Genomic DNA, 20,751 nt, shown 5'->3' with positions numbered 1-20,751 from the left:
CCGGTGCGCCAAAGCGGGCCAACTTCCGTCTCCGGGTATCCGAATTGTCCAAACCTCTCAGTTTCCAGCGCATGATCCTGACGCTCCACGATTACTGGAGCGCGCACGGCTGTCTGATCCTCCAGCCCTATGACATGCGCATGGGCGCGGGCACCTTCCACACCGCCACCACGCTGCGCGCGCTGGGGCCCGAGCCGTGGAACGCCGCCTTCGTCCAGCCCTGCCGCCGCCCGACCGACGGCCGCTATGGCGAGAACCCGAACCGGCTCCAGCATTATTACCAGTATCAGGTGATCCTGAAGCCCAGCCCGCCGAACCTGCAGGAACTCTATCTCGGCAGCCTCGCCGCGATCGGCGTCGACATGCAGACCCACGACATCCGCTTCGTCGAGGACGATTGGGAATCCCCCACGCTCGGCGCATGGGGCCTTGGCTGGGAAGTGTGGTGCGACGGGATGGAAGTCACCCAGTTCACCTATTTCCAGCAGATGGGCGGCTTCGACTGCAAGCCCGTCGCGGGCGAGCTGACCTACGGCCTCGAACGGCTGGCGATGTACATCCAGAACAAGGACAGCGTGTACGACCTCGTCTTCAACGACGCCGAGGGCAATGCGCCGGTCTATACCTATGGCGACGTCTTCCTCGAAAACGAGAAGCAGATGTCGAAGTGGAATTTCGAGATCGCCGATACCGAGGCGCTGTTCGACCTGTTCCGCAAGGCTGCGGCCGAATGCGAGAATTGCCTGAACAACGGCCTGCCGATCCCCGCCTACGAACAGGCGATCGAAGCCAGCCACATCTTCAACCTGCTCCAGGCCCGCGGCGTCATCTCGGTCGCCGAGCGCCAGGCCTATATCGGCCGCGTCCGCGATCTGGCGAAAGGCAGCTGCGCCGCCTGGATCGAGCACAAACGTCCCGAATGGGAAGCGAAGTTCCCGGGGTGGACCGTATGACCGATTTCCTTCTCGAACTCCGCTCCGAGGAAATTCCTGCCCGCATGCAGGAAAAGGCGCGCGCCGATCTGGCGTCGCTGTTCGAAGCCCGCCTGCGCGCGCTCAACCTCGAATATGGCGCGGTCGAAAGCTACGCTACACCGCGCCGCCTTGCGCTGATCGTCCGCGACGTCGCCGATGCGACCCAGCCGATGTCCGAGGAGCGCAAGGGCCCCCGCGCCGATGCGCCCGATCAGGCGATTCAGGGCTTCCTCCGCTCCACTGGCCTGACCCGCGAGCAACTGGTCGCGCGTGACGACGGCAAGGGCGGACAGGTGCTGTTCGCGGTGATCGAGCGTCCCGGCCTCGATGCGCCCGCGGTGCTCATCAGCGCCTGCATGAACGCGATCCAGAGCTTCGGCTGGCCCAAGTCGATGCGCTGGGGCGACGCTTCGATCTCGACCGAAAGCCTGCGCTGGGTCCGCCCGCTGCAGGGCATCGTCGCGATGTTCGGCGAGAAGATCGTCCCGTTCGAAGCCGCCGGTGTGAAGAGCGGCGCGACGACGGTCGGCCATCGCTTCCATCATCCCGCCGCCGTCACCCTCGGCGGCGCATCGGATTACATCGAAAAGCTGCGTGCCTGCCATGTGATCGTCGACGGTGCCGAACGCCGCGGCATCATCGCGCTTGGCGCCAAGATGGCCGCCGCCAAGGCCGGCCTGACGCTGATCGAGGATGACGGGCTGCTCTACGAAAATGCCGGCCTCACCGAATGGCCGGTGCCGCTGCTTGGCCGCTTCGACGAGGATTTCCTCGCCGTCCCGCCCGAAGTGATTCAGCTCACCGCGCGCGTGAACCAGAAATATTTCGTCTGCGCGGGCAAGGACGGCAAGCTCGCCAACGCCTTCGTCTGCACCGCGAACATCGACGCGGCCGATGGCGGCGCGAAGATCGTCGAGGGCAACCAGAAGGTGCTCGCCGCCCGCCTCAGCGATGCGCGCTTCTTCTACGAAACCGATCTGAAGACCCGGCTGGAAGACTTGCAGCCCAAGCTCGAAAAGATCGTCTTCCACGAAAAGCTGGGCACGGTGGCCGACAAGGTCGATCGCGTTGCCAAGCTGGCCCGCTGGCTGGTGGAAGAGGGCATCGTCACCTCTTCCCCCTCTCCCCTCCGGGGAGAGGGCCGGGGAGAGGGGCAGCCCTCCTCAAGCGCATCGCCTGCGGCTCAGGCCCCGCTCCCAACCCTCTCCCCGGAGGGGAGAGGGCTTTTGGCCGACCAGGCCGAACGCGCCGCGCGTCTGGCCAAGGCCGATCTCGTCACCGGCATGGTCGGCGAATTCCCCGAGCTACAGGGCCTGATGGGCGGCTATTACGCCGCCGCGCAGGGCGAAGACCCGGCAGTCGCCGAAGCGATCCGCGACCACTACAAGCCGGTCGGGCAGGGCGATGACGTCCCGACCGCGCCGGTGACGGTGGCGGTGTCGCTGGCGGACAAGATCGACACGCTGGTCGGGTTCTTCGGTATTAATCAGGGGCCGACCGGCAGCAAAGATCCTTATGCGCTTCGCCGGGCGGGCATTGGCGTTCTGCAGTTGCTGATCGACAATAATTTGCAGATCGAATCGGACTATCTCGCGGCGCGTGCTTTTGGCGGGAAATATGTTGATCACTTCGTTGGTGCGGGGACTTGGGACCACGCAAATACGAATGTCGCTACCGATGTGATGCTGTTCCTCGTGGAGCGCTTGAAAGTGCAGCAGCGCGAGGCAGGCGTACGTCATGACCTGATCGACGCGGTTGTATCGCTGGGCGAGCCGAACCTCGTCCGCCTGCTCGCCCGCGTCCACGCGCTTCAGGCGTTCATCGGCACCGAAGACGGCAGGAACCTCCTCGCCGGCTACAAGCGCGCCGCGAACATCCTCAAGAAAGAGGGCTGGGAGTCCGCGGACAAGATTTCGCTGTCCTACACGCCCGAACCCGAGGAAAATGCGCTCCTCCAGGCACTCGACTCGGCCGAGCCGCTCGCGGCGCAGGCGATCGGGCGCGAGGACTTCGAAGGTGCGATGGCGGCCCTTGCCGGGCTCCGCGCGCCGATCGATGCGTTCTTTGACAAGGTGATCGTGAACGATTCCGACCCCGCGAAACGCGAGGCGCGCCTGTCGATGCTCGCCCGGATGCGCGCTGCGGTGCACACGGTGGCGGATTTCTCGAAGATCGAGGGCTGACCGGCCCCTTTCGGGGAAGCGCGGTTTTTCGCAATATAGGTGTCAACCGTGTCAACCACATCGGCGGCGGATCGGGGGCAAAAGCCCCCGGCTTGGCCCCGCAAAACCAAAACTTGCGTCTGACACCGCAGTCAGTGCCTTCCCCCTTGTTCGCACCTGCGGTAGGCGGCTTTCAGCCGCGCGGGGGCGGCCCAAAGGGACGATCGAATGACGCAATATGTTTACCGCTTCGGCGGTGGGGTGTCCGACGGCGGCAAGGGCGACAAGAATCTGCTCGGCGGCAAGGGCGCCAATCTCGACGGCATGGCCTCGATCGGCCTGCCGGTGCCCCCCGGCTTCACCATCGCGACTCCGATGTGCGCGGTCTATTATGACGAAGGCGGCAAATTCCCGGAAAGCCTGAAGGCCGAAGTCGCCAACGGCATCGCCCATATCGAGGGGCTGACCGGCAAGAAGTTCGGCGACGTGGCCGATCCTTTGCTCGTCTCGGTCCGCTCCGGCGCGCGCGCGTCGATGCCCGGCATGATGGATACCGTCCTCAATCTCGGCCTGAACGACGAAACCGTCGAGGGCCTGGCCGCCAATTCGGGCGACGCCCGCTTCGCCTGGGACAGCTATCGTCGCTTCATCCAGATGTATTCGGACGTGGTGCTCGAGCTCGATCATGGCCGGTTCGAGGAAGCGCTGGAGATCGCCAAGGAAGACCGCGGCTATAATCTCGATACCGACATGACCGCCGCCGACTGGCAGGCTTTGGTCGCGGAATACAAGGCGCTGGTCGTCGAGCTGTGGGACGGCAAGCCCTTCCCGCAGGACGTGCACGATCAGCTCTGGGGTGCGATCGGCGCGGTGTTCGGTTCGTGGCAGTCGGAACGGGCCAAGGTCTATCGCCGTCTGAACGACATCCCCGCCGCATGGGGCACCGCCGTCAATGTGCAGGCGATGGTCTTCGGCAATATGGGCGACACCTCGGCGACCGGCGTGGCGTTCACCCGCGACCCTTCGACCGGCGAGCGCGCTTACTACGGCGAATTCCTGATCAACGCGCAGGGCGAGGACGTCGTTGCCGGCATCCGCACGCCGCAATATCTGACCAGGGCCGCGCGTGAGCGGGCAGGGGCCAAGCCGCTGTCGATGGAAGAAGCGATGCCGGAGGTTTATGGCCAGCTCGCCGACGTGTTCGACCTGCTCGAGCGGCACTACCGCGACATGCAGGACATCGAGTTCACGGTGCAGCAGGGCAAGCTCTGGATGCTCCAGACCCGCTCGGGCAAGCGCACCGCCAAGGCGGCGCTCAAGATCGCGGTCGACATGGCGGGCGAGGGCCTGATCACCGAGGAGGAAGCCATCCTCCGTGTCGATCCGATGGCGCTCGACCAGCTGCTCCACCCGACGCTCGATCCCAAGGCGCCACGCGATGTGCTGACCAAGGGCCTGCCCGCCTCGCCGGGCGCCGCATCGGGCATCGCGGTGTTCGACAGCGACACCGCCGAGAAGCGAGCCGCCAATGGCGAAGCCGTGATTCTCGTCCGCGTCGAGACGTCGCCGGAAGACATTCACGGCATGCACGCGGCAAAGGGCATCCTGACGGCGCGCGGCGGCATGACCAGCCACGCGGCGGTGGTCGCACGCGGCATGGGCCGTCCCTGCGTCTCGGGCGCGGGCACGCTCGCGATCGTGGCCAAGGAAAAGCTGTTCCGCGTCGGCAGCCGCGAGGTTCGCGAAGGCGATCTCCTCACCATCGACGGTTCGACCGGCGAAGTGATGTTCGGCGAAGTCGCCACCGTCCAGCCCGAGCTCTCGGGCGATTTCGGCAAGCTGATGGAATGGGCCGACAAGGTACGCCGCCTGAAGGTGCGCACCAACGCCGAAACCCCGCTGGATTGCCGCACGGCGCGCGATTTCGGCGCGGAAGGCATCGGCCTGTGCCGCACCGAGCATATGTTCTTCGACGCTGCCCGCATCACCGCGGTCCGCCAGATGATCCTCGCCGCCGACGAGGCCGGCCGCCGCGCCGCGCTCGACAAGCTGCTGCCCGAGCAGCGCAGCGACTTCATCCAGATCTTCGAGGTCATGGTCGGGCTGCCCTGCACCATCCGCCTGCTCGATCCCCCGCTGCACGAATTCCTGCCGCATGAGGAAGCCGAGTTCGCCGAAGTCGCGCAGGCCGCCGGCCTCGACGTCGAGACGCTCAAGCGCCGCGCCGCCGAACTGCACGAGTTCAACCCGATGCTCGGCCATCGCGGTTGCCGTCTCGGCGTGACCTATCCCGAAATCTACGAGATGCAGGCCCGCGCGATCTTCGAGGCCGCCGTCGCGGTCGCGGAGAAGTCCGGCGAAGCGCCGATTCCCGAAGTCATGATCCCGCTGGTCGCCACCCGCCGCGAGCTGGAGCTGATGAAGGCCGTAGTCGACAAGGCCGCACAGGCGGTCTTCGCCGAAAAGGGGCGGACGATCGAGTATCTGGTCGGCACCATGATCGAGCTGCCTCGCGCGGCACTGCGGGCTGGCGAGATCGCCGAAGTCGGCGAGTTCTTCAGCTTCGGCACCAACGATCTGACGCAGACGACGCTCGGCGTCAGCCGCGACGATGCCGGGCGCTTCCTCACGACCTATGTCGAAAAGGGCATCTATGCCCGCGACCCGTTCGTCTCGATCGATGTCGAGGGCGTCGGCGAACTGATCAGCCTCGCCGCCGAGCGTGGCCGCAAGACCCGCCCCGCGATCAAGCTGGGCATTTGCGGTGAGCATGGCGGCGATCCGGCCTCGATCGCCTTCTGTGAAGCGACCGGTCTCGATTACGTCTCGGCCTCGCCCTATCGCGTGCCGATCGCGCGGCTCGCGGCGGCACAGGCGGCGCTCAACGGCAAGGCGTAAGCGATGGCATCCGGCATGTTGTGGGCGATGGTGGCGCTGGTCTCCCCGCTCCAGGATGCCGGGTCGCCGCGCGCTGACTATGATGCACTGAACGCGCGCCTGCTCGCCGGTTCCACGGCGACAGGCGTGCTCCAGCAATGGTGCGACGAACACGGCGTGGGCGCGAAGGTCCGCGCCGAGGTCCGTCGCGGCGCCGTACGCGAGCCCGATGCTGCGCAGCGCGCCCGGCTTGCAGTGTCGGCGGACGAGCCCGTCGCCTATCGCCACGTCCGCCTCAGCTGCGGCAAATGGCTGCTGAGCGAAGCGGAGAACTGGTACGTGCCGTCGCGCCTGACGCCTGCGATGAATGCCGCGCTGACCGGTGGCGACACGCCGTTCGGGGCAGCGATCGCCGCGCTTTCGCCGCACCGCACGGGCTTGGGTGCGGAGCTGTTCTGGGCGCCGGACGCGCCGATGCCGGAAGCCTTGTTCCGGCACCGTGCGCTGGTGCTCGATTCCACCGGCCGTCCGCTCGCGGAAGTCGTCGAGACCTATCAGGCGGACGCGCTGCGGCTCGTGGACCCGGCCCCGACCGCGAATCCTGTAGGGACCCGGCGCGAGCCTCGCTAAGGTCCATGCGGGCCCAAGCGATGGGGGGAGTCATGCCGCAGCCAGTGTCGATATGCCGGACGGGAACCGCCGCGTGATCCGATCGATCCCCGATCTGTTCCACCCGCACGATCCCGCGCTGGTCGAGGCGGCGATGCTGGCGAACACAAGGCTGCACCTGAAGGGCGGCAATGCGGCGGCGTTCGCGAAGCTGCTGCCGTGGGAAACGGTCAACACGCTGCCCACCGCCGAGCGGCTGCTCGATTCCGAGCTCAAGATCGCGCAGCGCGGCCGCGACGCGTGGTTCGACATGGCGGTACCTCGCGCCAAGCATGGCGAGGAACGGCCATTGCGCGCCGAGGCGCTGCATGGGCTGTGCGATCAGGGCATGAGCCTCGTGCTCAACAGCGTGGAGAAGCGCGTGCCCGCAATCGCCGCGCTCAACGCGATGGTCGAACGCCATTTCCGCGCTCGGGTCGCGACCAACGCCTATGTGAGCTTCCAGGCCGAAAGCGCATTCCCGCCGCATTTCGACGATCACAATGTGCTGGTGCTGCAGGTGCACGGCAGCAAGCGCTGGTTCCTGCACGGCCAGCCCTATCGCTATCCGCTGGTCAACGATCGCTTCCCGCATCCCAAGGACCCCGGCCCGGTCGAAGCCGAAGTCCTAATGGAGCCGGGCGACCTGCTGTTCGTGCCGCGCGGCGATGTGCATTGGGCGGAAGTGGTCGGGCCGAGCTCGCTGCACCTGACCCTGACCGTCCAGCCCACGCGCGGGCGCGATCTGCTGCGCTGGCTCGGCACCGTTGCGGAACGCGAGGAGATTGGCCGCGAGGATATCAACCCGCTGGAAGGGCCGGAGGCACAGGCCGGGCGGGCAGAACGCCTGCGCACGATGCTGCGCGCGCTCGCGGACGGCCTCGATCTGGATGCGTTCCAGGACGAGGCGGATCAGGCGCGCGAGCCGGTGCGGCCATTCAATCTTGGCCATCTCCATGAACTGACGTCCGGCACGCTGGTGCTGCCGTCGCTGCGGCGGCGGATCGCGTTGCCGGACGACGGCAAGCTCGGCCCCGCAGGGGGCAATGCGAGCATCACGGCGGGGGAACGCGAGGTGCTGGACCTGCTGCTGGCGCGGGATGGGCTTACGGTCGGCGAACTGGCCGGGGCCTTGACCGGCGCCGATGTGACCAAGGCGGTGAACGGCCTTGCGCGCAAGGCGCTGGTGTTCCTCTTCCCGGGCGAATGACCTGCCATAACCCCTTCCGAAACCGGAAGATCATTGGCATCATGTCCTCCGGAAACTGAGGGGATCGACAATGTATATGAAGGTGATGATTGGCGCTGCGGCGCTGTTCGCCGCGCCGGTTGCGATGGCGCAGGCATCCGACTGGCGCAGCATCGGCGAGTTCGGCGAAGGCGACAAGCGGTCGTCGGTGTTCCTCGACGTCGCGGCGGTGAAGAAGCCCAGCGCGACGATGCGCGAAGTCACGGTTGCGTCGCATTTCGCGGTGGAGCGCCAGTTCTCCAGCGGGCAACGCTATTCGATGATCCGGATCACCTATCGCATCGATTGCTCAGCCAATACCTTTCAGACGGTCTATTCGACTGCCTATCTGGGCGAAGACAGCCTGTTCAGCTCGGATACGGTGACGCCGATGGTGGCGATCAATCCGGCGACCATCGCGGGCAAGACCGCGCCGATGGCCTGTTCCGGAAACTATAACGCGGTGCCGCGCATCACCGCCGCCACCCCCAATCTGGAAGGGCGCCGCATCTACGGCCAGTAGTCGATATCGGGACGGCCTGCCCGGCGGGGCAGGCCGTTCCAGATCAGCCGAACTTCTTCGCATGCTCGTCTTCGTTTCCCGCGCGCAGCAGGGCAGCCTGTTCGCGCCAGTGGCTGTCGGCGATCCCGCCCTTGTCCATCTCCAGACGCTGCTCCAGCGCGGCTTCGTCCTCGGCGGTCATCTTCTCGATCTCGCGATAGGTCTTGATGCCCAGTTCGTTGAGCCGCTTCTCGCGCGTTTCGTCGATGCCCTTGATCCGCGCGAGATTGTCGCGGCCCCAACCGAACCAGCCGCGCCAGCCGCTGCCTGACGGCGTTTCGGCTGCGGCGGCCGCAACCGTAGCCGGTGCTGCGGCTGCCGCAGCGGTAAGCTTCGAATTCTCGGCTTCCAGGTCGCGGATCCGCCGGTTCGCGTCCTTCAGGTCGGTTTCGGCCTGATGGCGGTAGTTGGCGAGATCGACGCTTTCCTCTTCATAGAGTTCGCGCCATTTCTTCCCACCCGGCGCGCTGGCCATGCCGAAGAACCAGCCGGCGACGAGCGTCAGCCCCAGACCCGCGAATTGCGACACCGTTTCGAACGGTAGCGACATGATTGGAATCCCCTCTGCTTTTGAGGGGAAGCTATCGTGCGCGGCGGCATGACGCCACCGCGCATATGATCGCCGTCAGCGGTTGATGAAGCTGTCGTTGATCGAGCAGGCCGCCGGGCCAAGGATGACGATGAACAGCACCGGCAGAATGAAGCAGATCAGCGGGATGGTCATGATCGCGGGCAGGCGCGCTGCCTTTTCCTCCGCGCGCATCATGCGTTCGTTACGGAACTCGGCGGAGAGCACGCGAAGCGCCGATGCCAGCGGCGTACCGTATTTCTCGGTCTGAATCATCGTCGTGACGACGCCGCGGACCGCGTCGAGATCGATACGATTTGCGAGATTCTCGAACGCCATGCGGCGATCGGTGAGGAAGCCCAGTTCGATCGCCGCCAGCGAGAATTCCTCGCCCAGTTCGGGATAGGCCTTGCCCAGTTCGCGCGAAACGCGGCCGAACGCGGCATCGACGGTGAGTCCCGCTTCGGCACAGATCACCAGCAGATCGAGCGCATCGGGCAGACCCTTGCGGATCGCGTGGCTGCGCTTGGTGATCTTGTTCTTCAGCCAGATGTCGGGCGCCTTGTAGCTGAAGATGAAGCTGACCGCGACGAGACCGTACTGCTTCATCGGCGACCAGTCCGCGAAGGTTTCGGTGCCATAGACGAGATAGGTGACCGGCCCGCCGATCAGGATCGGCAGGATCAGGCGGCCGAAGATGACCGCCGGCGCCCATTCCTTCGAACGGATGCCGGCTTGCGCCAGCTTGATCTGCGCGGCCTTTACCTGGCTCTCCTGCAGCACCTTGAGCGACGACAGGAACGAGCGGATCCGGTCCGCGCTTTCGTTGCGCTGGACCAGCTTGGCGCGCCGCTTCGAAGTCGAGGCGGTGATACCTGCCTTGAGCTGTTCGCGGCGTTCGTTGAGCGCCTTGACGCGCTTTGCCATCGGGTCGCGCACGGTGGTCGCGGCATAAACGGCAAGCATGACCGAGAAGGCTGCAACTGCCGACAGCAGCGTGGCTACCCAGAGAACGTCGATGCCAAGGATGGTGGGTCCGGTGCTTTCCATCTCAGATCTCGAAATCGACCATCTTGGCCATGATGAAGGCGCCGATCGCCATCCAGACCAGCCCGCCGCCACCGGCGACCATCAGGCGTTCGTCTTGGAAGAATTTCAGCATGTAGCCGTTGTTGATGAACCAGATCATGCCGAACACGATGAAGGGCAGCGCGCCGACGATCAGCGCCGAAGCCTTGGATTCCGAGGACATGGCCTTGATCTTGAGCTTCATCTGCGAACGCTTGCGCAGCACATCGGCCAGGTTCGAGAGGGTTTCGGCAAGGTTGCCGCCGGTCTCGCGCTGGATCGCGATGGTGATGGTGAAGAACTGGAACTCGGGGGTGCCGAGGCGGTCCGCAGTCTCCTGAAGCGCGGCGTCGAGGGTGCGACCGATCTTCATCTTGTCGGCGATCGAGCGGAATTCCTCGCCGACCGGCCCGTCGAGTTCGGAACCCACCACCGAGATCGTTTCGGTGATCGGAAGGCCCGACCGCAGGCCGCGAACGAGCAATTCGATCGCATCGGGAAACTTCGCAGTGAACTGGGTGACGCGCTTCTTTATGAAGAAGCCGACGACCCAGTGCGGCAAGCCCGCCCCGAGGAACAGACCGACGAACAGCGCCAGCCAGATCGGCGCGCCGCGCAGCCACAGCAGCGCGGCGGGAACGATGAACAGGCCGAGCGTCGCCAGGCCGTACTTGCCGACGGTCCACGGCTTGCCGGTCATCGCCAGCCGCTTCTTGAGCAGTGCGGGATTGGGCAGGATGCGTCCTGCGACGCTGTCCATCTTGGTGGTGCGCGCGGTCGAGATCTTGCGGAGCTGCGCTTCCATCGCGTTCGCGCCGGTGGCGCTTACGGTGTGACGTTCGCGCAGGCCGGAGAGACGGCGTGCGCCCGCGCGCTCCGCCGAAGGGCCGGAGAAGGCGAAGACCATCAGTGCGAGCACCGTGAAGGCGCCGCCACCGAGCATGATATACGGCAACAATTCCATGCCGTTCCCGACTCCGACCAACTAAACCTGCCGCCGCGCGAAAGCCCGCGCGAACGGCTTCACTTTCCCTTGCGGGGCAGCTTGTCCCTGAACTTGTCCAGCAGCGATCCGCCCGATCCGTTCGGCTTGGCGGACGCAGCCGCCTTGCCCTTGGCGGGGGTGTCGTCCCGCTCGCCCGCATCGGTGATCGAGATGATCCGCGAGGCAAGTTCGGAAAGCGGGCCGAGCGACTTCACGCTCTTGCCGGCTTCGGCGAACGGCTTGCCCAGCTTGGCCGCCTGCGAGGCGACCTTCTGTTCGAAGGGCAGCAGGAAATCGATCTTGCGCTCGATCGAGCCTTCGAAATCCTTGCGGCTGATCTCCAGCATCGCCTGCGGCTGAACCTTGTTGGCCAGCACGATGACCTGAGTCTGCGGCGCGTTCGATTTGAACCACGACAGGATGCGGATCGCGTCGCGCGCGGCGGCGAGGGTCAGTTCGGTCACCAGCACGGCGATCTGGACGTCGGTGATCAGGTGCGGATGGAGCACCAGCATGTTGCGCGGCAGATCGACGATGGTTGCCTCAAACGCGCCGCGGATTTCCTCCTGCAGCTGATAGAATGCAGCGCCATCGGTCAGCACCGGCGAGTTGATCGGCGCTTCGGCCGACAGCACCGAAAGCGTGTCGGATGCCTTGACCATCGCGCGCTCGATGAAGAGCCCGTCGATACGGCTGGGATTTTCGATCGCGTCGGTCAGGCCGCGGCCCGGTTCGAGGTCGAGCGCGAGCGCGCCGGTGCCGAAATGTACGTCGAGATCGAGCAGGGCAGTGGTGCGCTTGTGCTTGTCGCTCAGTACCCAGGCGAGTGAGGTCGCCACGGTCGATGCACCAACGCCGCCACGCGCGCCGATCACTGCGATCGCGCTGTGCGGACGATCCGCCGACGGATCGGCCAGCTTCGGCGCGTTGAGCATCGCCTGCGCGTTCGCAAAGGCCTCGCGCAGCGAATCCGGATTGAGCGGCTTAAGCAGATAGTCCTGAATGCCGCTGGCCACGAGATCGCGGTACAGGCGCACGTCGTTGACCTGGCCCGATGCGATCACGACCGTGCCGGGTTCGCAGACCTCGGCGAGCGCATTGATGTCGTTGAGCGGGTCGCCGCTTTCCGAAAGATCGACGAACAGCACGTGCGGGCTCGCCGAGACCGACAGGGTCTGGACCGCATTGCGCAGCCCGCCCTTGTTGACCTTTTCGGGCGACCAGCCGAGCTCGACGGCGATCGGGCGAAGCGCTTCCGCCGTCGTCTCGTCGCAGACGAACGCGACGAACGGCTCGCGATGGCCGGTGCGGCCGGGATTGAAGGGCGCGTTCACTTGGTGCCGCCTCCGGTGCTTTCGGACTTCAGACCGCTCGCGCCGCTGGGCGGGGTCTCGCGATAGGTCTTGATCGCCTTGCTCGCCGATGCGGGATCGCTGATCCCCGCGCCCGGCGCGCCGCGGACGAGATCCGCCGGATTGGCGATCATCGCAGCAAGATTGGAGTTGGTCGCGCAGCCATAGTTCGACGTGGTGCTCGCAGTGTAGTCGGGCTGGATGATGCGCGAATGATCCGGGCAGTTGGGAACTGTGGCGCTCATCCGCGTCACGACCACACGCACCGTGCCCGGCGCGATCTGGCCGACCGTGGCGGGGGCCTTGTCCGACAGAAGCAAGCCATAGCGGCCCGCGGCGGCGGTCACGTCTTCGCGGCCGGTGGAGCCATCGCCGCCATCGTCGATCGAGACGCGATCACCATAGCGCAGCTGCATCGCCTGCATCCAGCCGGACAGCCGGGCCTGTTCGCCGGGCGCCAGGCCATAGCCCGAAGTCTGGAGATCCAGCACGTAATCGCTGCGCTGGACGACCGGCTGATACACCGATTCCACGCCGCCATTATAGGTGCCGCAACCGCCCAACAGCAGCGCGGGCGCGATCAGGATGGGGAGGGCGAGGCGCTTCAACATGATGGTCTCCCTGACTCGGATTACTGGCCGAAGCCCGGCGCGGCGCTCGCGACGGCCTTGGACTTCTTGTTCGGCTGAGGACGGCGCTCTTCGCGACGCGGCGCGGGCGCCGGTGCGGTTGCGAGCTGCGGTGCCGCGCCCTGCATCGGCATGGCCGGCGTGCCGAGCGAACCCACCGACGGCGCATTGTCCGGGGCGGTTTCCATGCGCGGCTTGGGCCGGTCTTCCTTGGTGCTGCCGCCCAGCTGCCCGCCGAGGATGCGATCGAAATCATTCGGTGCGCGATAGCCGTCGGTCGGCAGGACGATCTCGTTCGCGTTGACGGGCTTCACCAGATACGGGGTGATGACGATGACCAGCTCGGTCTCGTTGCGCTGGAACGCATTCGAGCGGAACAGCGCACCGAGCACCGGCACGTCGCCCAGGCCGGGGGCCTTGTCGATATTGTTGTCGTGGCTGTTCGACACCAGGCCTGCGATCATCATGCTTTCGCCCGAACCCAGCTCGATGCTGGTTTCGGTGCGGCGCGTGGTGAGCGCGGGGATGGTCGTGCCCCCGATCTGCACCGCACCGGCAGCCGAGAGCTGCGAGACTTCGGGACGGACACGCAGCGAGATGCGGCCGTCGGACATCACCGTGGGGGTGAAGGCGAGGCTGACGCCATATTGCTTATACTCGACCGACACCGCTCCGAGGCCCTGGCTGATCGGGATCGGGATTTCGCCGCCGGCCAGGAAGGTCGCGGTTTCGCCCGAAAGCGCGGTCAGGTTCGGCGTGGCGAGGGTCGTCACCTGCCCGATGCGCTCGCCCAGATCGATCGCCGAGAGGACATCGAGGCCAAGCAGGCGGCCGGCGATGCCGAGCGACGTGAAGGTCGCCGGATTCTTGGTGAAGGTGTTGGTCGTGCCCGTGCCCGGATAGACGAAGTCGCCGCGCGCGGGATCGAAGGGCAGGCTGATCGTGCCAGCCGGGAAACCGAACTTCGACGATGCGTCGAGCACCGGCAGGTTCGACAGATCGGGCGTGCCGATCGTGCCGGGCGTGCGCGTGCCCGAACCGACGCCGAACGAGATGCCGCTGCCCTGATCGCGGGTCAGCAGGTTCACGCCGACATTCTTCAGGAAGGTGCGGCTCACTTCGGCGAAGCGGACCTGCACCATCACCTGCAGCGGCGTGGCGGTGCGCAGGCGGCTGACGATCTTGACGTTGTCGCCCACGAAAGCCTGAACGAGGCGCTCGGCTTCGGCGGCGTCTCCGGGGCTGGCGACGGTGCCGGTCAGCAGCACGAGGCCGTTCATCGGCGTCGCGACGATCTCGGCTTCGGGCATGGCGAGGCGCAGCATGGCGTCGATCGAGTCGATATTGTTGCCGACGCGAACCGTGGTCGAATAGATCACGCGGCCGGCCTTGTTGGTCACCGAAACGGTGGTTTCGCCGGGCGCCTTGCCGAAGATGTAGAGCTGGGTCGGCGAACGGACCTGCACGTCGGCAATGCCTTCGTTTGCGACGAACACATCCGACATCGGCGTGTCGAGCGTCACCAGCCGGCCGCGGCCGGTGTTCAGCTGCAGCGTCGAGGCACTGGCCGGCGCGACCTGGGCGGCCACGGGCTGGACGATCCCGCCGATCGCGGCGGTGGCCGCCAGGATCGCGAGCGTCAGCCGCAAGGGCTTGCGAATACGCATGTTAATTCTTCCCCCCGACCGGAACCACGGTCACGTTGTTGCCGCGCGAGACGTTGACCGTCGGGCCCTGCGGCACGGGCGCAGGCGCACCCGGATAATTTTGCTGAGTGTTCGACGACGAATTGCCGCGATCTTCCTTGGGCTTGCCCGGCACGGTGCGGCGCTGGAAGCGCGACACGTCGGCACCGGTCGAAACGCTGCCGCGGCCTTCGCTGGGGCGGGCATTGACCCGCGCCATCATCGCGCGCTCGGCCTTGGGATTATTGCCTTCGGGCACGTTCACTTCGCCGCTGGCGATCGCTTCCTCAAGCTCGCCCTGATTGTCCGCGATCGAGCGCAGCGATAGCGAGAGCGTGCCGACCGTCTGCATTACCGCGATCTTCTCGGCGATTTCCGGCGTCGCTTCGATCGTGACCATCGAATAGGTCGAGACGACGCTGTTGCCTTTCTCGTCGGTTGCCTTGTCGGTGCGCTGGTCGGTGGCGAGGACGCGCACGTTGCGCAGCACCGTTTCCGACGCCTTGAGCGGCGGACCATCACCGCCGCCGGCGACTTCCTGCGTGAGAATGAGGTCGACCCGGTCGCCCGGGAAAATGAAGCCTGCGACCGACGTCTTCGGGTCGACAGGAACGGTCACGGCGCGCATCCCCGGTCCCAGTGCGGCGGCGAGGAAGCCGCGGTCACCCGGCTTGACGAGCGCGCCCTGGGTCAGCGGCTGTCCGGCCGGGACTGCGAAGCGCACGACGGTGCCCTGCAGATTCTTCGGATCGGCTTCGCCCTGCTGGAAATAGGCGCCTTCGATCAGGTCCTTTGGCCACGGCACGAACTTCATCGCATCGGGTCCGAGGATCGTGCCGACCGGCAGCGGCCGCGTGGCGACGAGCACCTGAATGGTGTTCTGGACGGGTTCCTGACCGACCACCGGTGCAGCGCCCGCAACTGGAGCAGGCGTGCCAACCATCAGGTTGCGCGCCATGAACGCGGTGATCGCGGCGACGACGAGCGCGCCTACGAGGAGAATGATCTTCCGTGCATCCATGACGCTTCAGTTCCCAACTCAAACCCAGACACAAAAGACGGCCGGACTTGATCCAGCCGCCATCTCTCACCCGAAATGGTTAATTATCGGTTCGCGAATGACGATCAGCGTCGCGATTGCGATGGCCACGCCATAAGGAATTTCCACAGGGTTCCCGTTTTTCCGCAGCCACTTCTCGATCAGCATCACCAGCGTGAGCGCGCCGCCAAGCAGCGACATCAGCACCAGCATCCAGATCAAGGGCTGAACCGGCAGCCACAATGCGAGCGCACCGATCATCTTGACGTCGCCGCCGCCCATCTGGCCCAGTGCGAAGGCGCCGGCGAAGAAGGCGAACACGACCAGCGCGACTCCGACCTGCATCCCGACATCGGGCCACAGCGACAGGCCGTTGGCCCACCACCACAGCGGCGCCATCAGCGCGATCAGCGCGTTCTTCCAGTTCGCGATCTCACGGATTCGCGCGTCTTCGATCCCCGCCGAAACGAGGAGAAGGCCGAGCGCGACCAGCAGAAAGGTGACAAACAATTCCCCCATCCCGCCAAATCCCTAGACGGAACGGCTTTCCAAAACGTAACCACGCCCCATGAGTGTTTCCCCCTATGACCGCCGCGCGATCCCCCTGGGCGCCAACATCCATCGCTGGAGCGCCCCGGACGGGTGGGAATTGCGCGCGTTCGCCTGGCCGGCCGCGACCGCGACTCCGCGTGGCAGCATCCTGTTTCAGGGCGGCAGGGGAGACATTTTCGAGAAGTATCTCGAGGTGTTCCACCACTGGCACGATCAGGGATGGACGATCACTTCGTTCGACTGGCGCGGGCAGGGCGGATCGGGCCGGCTGACCGAAGCCGCCAATTGCGGGCATATCGAGAATTTCGGGCAGTTCGTGTCCGACCTGCGGGCCTTTTATGCGCAATGGGTATCGGCCACGCCCGGCCCGCATGTCGCGATGGGCCATTCGATGGGCGGGCATATCCTGTTGCGCGCGCTGACCGAGGGCGTGGTCGCTCCCGACGCGGCGGTGCTGATCGCGCCGATGCTGGGCGTGAAGGGGCCGCTGGGTCAGGCGATGGGCGAGCGGCTGGCGAAGCTGATGGGCGGCGTGGGCGATTCGTCGCGTCCGGCGTGGAAGGGCAACGAGAAGCCTTACACCACCGAGACTCGCGCCAATCTGCTGACCCACGATCGCGCCCGGTATGAGGACGAGCTGTTCTGGCAGCAGACCAATCCCGGCAACGTCACCGGCCCGCCGAGCTGGCGCTGGGTGATCGAGGCGTTCAAGTCGATGCGCGAGCTGCGCAACTCGCCGCGGCTCAAGACGATGAAGGTGCCGGTGCTGATGCTGATCGCCGACGCGGACGGGCTCGTGGAGCCCAGGTCCGCGCTTCAGATCGCGCCGAAGCTGCCCGACGCGCGTGTCGTCCGCTTCGGCAAGGAAGCCGCGCATGAAGTGCTTCGCGAAGTCGATGCGGTGCGCAACCGCGCGATCGGCGAGATCGACCTGTTCCTGGCGGCGAGGGCGCAGAAGTCTTGAGCCGTTACGATATCGCCATCGTCGGCGCAGGCATCGCGGGTGCGAGCCTGGCCGCCGAACTCGCGCCGCACGCCCGCGTCCTGATCGTCGAAGCCGAGGCGCAGCCGGGCTATCACTCGACCGGACGATCGGCCGCCTTCTGGTCCGAAACCTATGGCGGGCCCGCGATCCAGCCGCTGACCAGCGCTTCGGAAGAAGGGCTGCGCCCTTATCTGGAGCCGCTGGGTTCGCACCATATCGCCCGCGCCGACGAACGCGCGCTGGTGGACGAGTATCTCGCCGAGTTCGACGGCAGCGGCGTGCTGCTGGAGGAAGTCGATCCCCGCGAGCGCATCCCGGGGCTGCGCGACGAATGGGTTTACTGCGTCTCCGAACCGACCTGCGCCTATATCGATGTGGGCGGCCTGCACGGCGCCTATCTGAAGACCGCGAAGCAGGCGGGCGCCGATTTGCGCCTGTCGGCCGGCCTCGAATCGGTGGTGCGCGAAAACGGCCTCTGGATGCTGCGAACGCGGGCGGGGGCATTCGAGGCCGGCATCCTCGTCAATGCGGCGGGCGCATGGGCCGATCCGGTTGCGGCGATGGCCGGTGCGAAGCCACTCGGCATCCAGCCCTACCGCCGCACGATGGTGCAGATCGTGACCGATCCCGAGCCGCCGGCGGACCTGACCCATGTCGGGCATATCGGCGGCAGCTTCTACTTCAAGCCGGAGGCGGGCGGTCGGCTATGGGTCAGCCCGCACGACGAGATCGTCACCGACCCGTGCGACGCCCAGCCCGAGGATATCGACGTGGCCATCGCGATCGACCGGTTCGAGCATTGCGTCGACTGGCGAGTCGCGAAGCTGGAGCATAAATGGGCCGGACTGCGCAGCTTCGCGCCCGACCGGCTGCCGGTCTATGGCTTCGACGCGCGGCAGGAACGCCTGTTCTGGTTCGCGGGGCAGGGCGGCTTCGGCATCCAGACCGCGCCTGCCGCGGCGCTGATCGCGGCGTCGCTGATCACCGGCAACGCACCCGCGGAGGTGGTGGCAGGAATCGATGCGGAGCGATATTCTCCGCGACGTTTCGGCTGATCGGAGAGATCCATGCGGTTCTGGCTTGCAGCGGCGTTCCTTCCGGCACTTCTCGCTCAGGCACAGACGGCGGCGCCCTGGACAACGCAGGAGATGCGGGAGCAGGTTTCCGCGCTGGCGTTCGATCCGGCGCGGTTCCTGGCCGATCAGGACGATCAGCGCGACCTTGTCCGCCTCAGCTATACCGGGGACGATTGGGACTGGCCGGTCTGGTCGATCCTGATCCGCGACGCCTGCGGCAGCGAGCGGCCCTGGCCGCGCGACTGCCTGCGCGGGCGGGTTGCATGGATGGTGCGCGCGCCGGTGCCGGAGCGCGGGGCGGAGCGTCCGCGGTGGCGCGGATCGTCGCTGGTGGGGGCGCTGACCGCGAAGAAGATCGGCGATCGCGCTGCGCTGGCCGCGGGACTGGACGCGGCGCGGCTCGACTGGGTGCAGGCGGACCTGGGCACCTGCCCGGGCGCGATGGCGGCGTTCGGCAAGATTACCGAAGCGAAGTGGATCGACGCAGCCCGGATTGCTCCGGACCCGCAGGGCGACCTGAACCTCGTGCTCCATGCCGACCGCATCAAGGTGGAAGTGCCTTACTTCACGCGGACCACGACCTATCAGGGCTGGATCGCGCCGGGTTCGCCCGCCGAATGGGCGAACGAACTGGCAAAGACCCTCGAACCCTGCTGGCGCCCGGCCGCGGCGCCGCCGCCGTGGCGACTGCCGCCGAAAGCTGTGGACTGATCGCAAATCCCCTGTTGTCGGTGAGTGCGCCGCGCTAGCGTTGCATGTCCGCAACGAAAGAGTCGGGCGCAGCGAAGGAGTCGCATCCGTGGCACACAAGTTCGTGATCGAGCAGAACAAGGCCGGCGAGTATGTCGCCAAGTTCAAGTATAACAGCGAAGTGATCTTCTGGACCGAGGGCTACAGCTCGAAGGCCAGTGCGCAGAACGCGATCGATTCGATCCTGAAGAACGGTCCGGGCGCCCCGGTCGAGGGCTGATCGGCCCAGCTGACGCTACGGCAAGCTTGGCTTGTGGGAAAACCGCGGTTTTCCGCGGTTTTCCATCGCCTTTACGTGCACGTCATGCTATCATCGGCTCACGATGACAGCTACCGCGCTCCCGTATGATTTCCAGGTCGACGTCGCTGCCGACGACATCGATTTCATGGGCCATGTGAACAACGCCAGCTACCTGAAATGGGTGCAGGCCGCGGTGATCAGCCACTGGCAGGCACTGGCGCCGGTCGAAGCGGTCGCGCAGCATCTGTGGGTCGCGCTGAAGCACGAGATCACCTATCGCCGCCCGGCCTTTCTCGACGACGATGTCGTGGCAACGGTGCTGCTGGAAAAGGTGCAGGGCGCGCGCGCGTTCTACGAAACGATCATCACGCGCGGTTCTGAAGTGCTGGCCGAAGTGAAGTCGAGCTGGTGCTGCCTCGATGCCGAGACGCTGCGCCCCGCGCGGCTGACACAGGCGGTGAAGGACCATTTCTTCGTGGTGAAGCCCGAGGGCGAGTAAACGCCTCGCGGCGGCATGGCCGATTGCCGGATCTGCCGAAACTTCACACGAACTTCACACCATCAGCGGCGTGCGTTTGCGGATCGCGAGAGCCGGAAGGCAAGCGTGAGGCGAGATCGCCCCGCCTGCGTTCGTCTCTCGACATTCACGTTGGTCCGGTGAGCTGAGATTGCGTGTATCGTTCAAAAACAAGCACTTGGGACGGTTCTGGTTGACACGGTTGACACCAATATCGCGAAAAACCGGTTTCCCGCAAAAATGAGGTTTTCGGACCAGTCAAAGAGCGGCGGGGCGTTCCCCCGGCCTCCCCAGCCAAGCAGCCGAAATCCTACATTGCAATGATGACCCCCCTCTTCCTCTCCCATAGGGAGAGGGAAGAAGGAATCAGACCACCCGTGTGTCGAACAGGAGCGTGATGCGATCGGCACCGCTGCCGTTGGTCACCGAATGCATCTGGCTGACGTCGATCTGCCAGCATTCGCCCGGGTTCGGGCATTTCGTCTCACCGCCTACGGTGAGCGCAACGCCGGGATCGGAGACCAGAGCGAGCTGGTAGCGACGGACCGTCACGCCATCGATGCCATCGAAATGCGGCGGGATGCCTGCGCCGGGCGGGATCAGGCCGACGCGGCAATATGCGAGCGTCCCGGAGTCGCCTGCGCGCGCCGCACAGGCGAGCGCGGTATCGACCAGCGCCCATAGCCGAGGCAGGTCCGCCTGAAGCTCACGGGCATAATCGCCGCTCAGCAGCGGGATTTCGAGCAGCGCGTTGGCGTTGGGCGAGATCCAATATTCCGGATGCGCGGCCAGATCGGCCAGCGCGGGGGCGACATCGAGTCCTTCGGCAATGGCGGTGAAAGGCGGCATCGGC

General features: G+C 65.9%; 20 protein-coding genes. 11 read left to right on the top strand and 9 right to left on the bottom strand.

Annotated features, from left to right (window positions below):
* Positions 1-71 precede the first annotated feature (71 nt).
* From HHL13_RS09840 to HHL13_RS09815, 6 genes are all read left to right on the top strand, one after another.
* Complete coding sequence (locus HHL13_RS09840) at positions 72-953, top strand: glycine--tRNA ligase subunit alpha (protein WP_169555493.1); 882 nt, start codon at positions 72-74, stop codon at positions 951-953.
* On the top strand, positions 950-3,157 hold the full coding sequence (gene glyS, locus HHL13_RS09835; protein ID WP_169555492.1) for a glycine--tRNA ligase subunit beta: 2,208 nt from the start codon (positions 950-952) through the stop codon (positions 3,155-3,157). The genes HHL13_RS09840 and glyS overlap by 4 nt, the downstream gene beginning before the upstream one ends.
* A gap of 207 nt (positions 3,158-3,364) precedes the next feature.
* Positions 3,365-6,034 carry a pyruvate, phosphate dikinase gene (ppdK, locus tag HHL13_RS09830; protein WP_169555491.1) on the top strand — a complete coding sequence of 890 codons (2,670 nt, stop codon included), beginning with the start codon at positions 3,365-3,367 and terminating at the stop codon, positions 6,032-6,034.
* A 3-nt stretch (positions 6,035-6,037) separates the two neighbouring features.
* Entirely contained in the window at positions 6,038-6,643 is a 606-nt protein-coding gene (locus HHL13_RS09825; protein ID WP_240953674.1) for a hypothetical protein, read from the top strand.
* Between the two features lie 73 nt (positions 6,644-6,716).
* The gene (locus HHL13_RS09820; protein ID WP_169555490.1) at positions 6,717-7,871 is read left to right on the top strand and encodes a cupin domain-containing protein; all 1,155 of its coding nucleotides are present in this window, start codon (positions 6,717-6,719) and stop codon (positions 7,869-7,871) included.
* A 76-nt stretch (positions 7,872-7,947) separates the two neighbouring features.
* Positions 7,948-8,412 (top strand): surface-adhesin E family protein, encoded by a 465-nt coding sequence (locus HHL13_RS09815; protein ID WP_169555489.1) that lies wholly within the window; start codon positions 7,948-7,950, stop codon positions 8,410-8,412.
* 43 nt (positions 8,413-8,455) lie between these two features.
* Here HHL13_RS09815 and HHL13_RS09810 read toward each other — a convergent pair whose 3' ends face one another.
* From HHL13_RS09810 to HHL13_RS09775, 8 genes are all read right to left on the bottom strand, one after another.
* The gene (locus HHL13_RS09810; RefSeq protein WP_206376883.1) at positions 8,456-9,001 is read right to left on the bottom strand and encodes a hypothetical protein; all 546 of its coding nucleotides are present in this window, start codon (positions 8,999-9,001) and stop codon (positions 8,456-8,458) included.
* A 75-nt stretch (positions 9,002-9,076) separates the two neighbouring features.
* Entirely contained in the window at positions 9,077-10,069 is a 993-nt protein-coding gene (locus HHL13_RS09805) for a type II secretion system F family protein (RefSeq protein WP_169555488.1), read from the bottom strand.
* Position 10,070: 1 nt separating this feature from the next.
* Positions 10,071-11,051 (bottom strand): type II secretion system F family protein, encoded by a 981-nt coding sequence (locus tag HHL13_RS09800; RefSeq protein WP_169555487.1) that lies wholly within the window; start codon positions 11,049-11,051, stop codon positions 10,071-10,073.
* 59 nt (positions 11,052-11,110) lie between these two features.
* On the bottom strand, positions 11,111-12,406 hold the full coding sequence (locus tag HHL13_RS09795) for a P-loop NTPase (protein ID WP_169555486.1): 1,296 nt from the start codon (positions 12,404-12,406) through the stop codon (positions 11,111-11,113).
* On the bottom strand, positions 12,403-13,035 hold the full coding sequence (locus tag HHL13_RS09790; protein WP_169555485.1) for a CpaD family pilus assembly protein: 633 nt from the start codon (positions 13,033-13,035) through the stop codon (positions 12,403-12,405). The genes HHL13_RS09795 and HHL13_RS09790 overlap by 4 nt, the downstream gene beginning before the upstream one ends.
* Before the next feature lie 20 nt (positions 13,036-13,055).
* On the bottom strand, positions 13,056-14,720 hold the full coding sequence (locus HHL13_RS09785; protein WP_169555484.1) for a type II and III secretion system protein family protein: 1,665 nt from the start codon (positions 14,718-14,720) through the stop codon (positions 13,056-13,058).
* Between the two features lies 1 nt (position 14,721).
* Positions 14,722-15,759 carry a Flp pilus assembly protein CpaB gene (gene cpaB / locus HHL13_RS09780; RefSeq protein ID WP_169555483.1) on the bottom strand — a complete coding sequence of 346 codons (1,038 nt, stop codon included), beginning with the start codon at positions 15,757-15,759 and terminating at the stop codon, positions 14,722-14,724.
* Positions 15,760-15,825: 66 nt separating this feature from the next.
* Complete coding sequence (locus HHL13_RS09775; protein WP_169555482.1) at positions 15,826-16,296, bottom strand: prepilin peptidase; 471 nt, start codon at positions 16,294-16,296, stop codon at positions 15,826-15,828.
* A 49-nt stretch (positions 16,297-16,345) separates the two neighbouring features.
* Between HHL13_RS09775 and HHL13_RS09770 the strand changes: the two genes are divergently transcribed.
* The 5 genes from HHL13_RS09770 (at position 16,346) to HHL13_RS09750 (ending at position 19,880) form a co-directional block, all read left to right on the top strand.
* Positions 16,346-17,293 (top strand): alpha/beta hydrolase, encoded by a 948-nt coding sequence (locus HHL13_RS09770; protein ID WP_169555481.1) that lies wholly within the window; start codon positions 16,346-16,348, stop codon positions 17,291-17,293.
* The gene (locus tag HHL13_RS09765; RefSeq protein WP_169555480.1) at positions 17,290-18,369 is read left to right on the top strand and encodes an FAD-dependent oxidoreductase; all 1,080 of its coding nucleotides are present in this window, start codon (positions 17,290-17,292) and stop codon (positions 18,367-18,369) included. Before HHL13_RS09770 ends, HHL13_RS09765 begins: the two co-directional genes overlap by 4 nt.
* Positions 18,370-18,381: 12 nt before the next feature.
* Positions 18,382-19,101 (top strand): hypothetical protein, encoded by a 720-nt coding sequence (locus HHL13_RS09760; RefSeq protein WP_169555479.1) that lies wholly within the window; start codon positions 18,382-18,384, stop codon positions 19,099-19,101.
* An 88-nt stretch (positions 19,102-19,189) separates the two neighbouring features.
* Positions 19,190-19,360, top strand: a complete 171-nt coding sequence (locus HHL13_RS09755) for a DUF1508 domain-containing protein (RefSeq protein ID WP_169555478.1) — start codon at positions 19,190-19,192, stop codon at positions 19,358-19,360.
* Positions 19,361-19,463: 103 nt separating this feature from the next.
* Positions 19,464-19,880 (top strand): thioesterase family protein, encoded by a 417-nt coding sequence (locus HHL13_RS09750; RefSeq protein WP_169555477.1) that lies wholly within the window; start codon positions 19,464-19,466, stop codon positions 19,878-19,880.
* Positions 19,881-20,264: 384 nt separating this feature from the next.
* On the opposite strand, the gene HHL13_RS09745 is transcribed toward HHL13_RS09750, so the two are convergent.
* Positions 20,265-20,747: an aspartyl/asparaginyl beta-hydroxylase domain-containing protein gene (locus HHL13_RS09745; protein WP_169555476.1), complete on the bottom strand. Its 483-nt coding sequence runs from the start codon at positions 20,745-20,747 to the stop codon at positions 20,265-20,267.
* Positions 20,748-20,751 lie beyond the last annotated feature (4 nt).

The sequence above is a fragment of the Sphingomonas sp. G-3-2-10 genome, assembly GCF_012927115.1.
GTDB lineage: Bacteria > Pseudomonadota > Alphaproteobacteria > Sphingomonadales > Sphingomonadaceae > Sphingomonas.
This window is presented reverse-complemented; position numbering and strand designations above follow the sequence as displayed.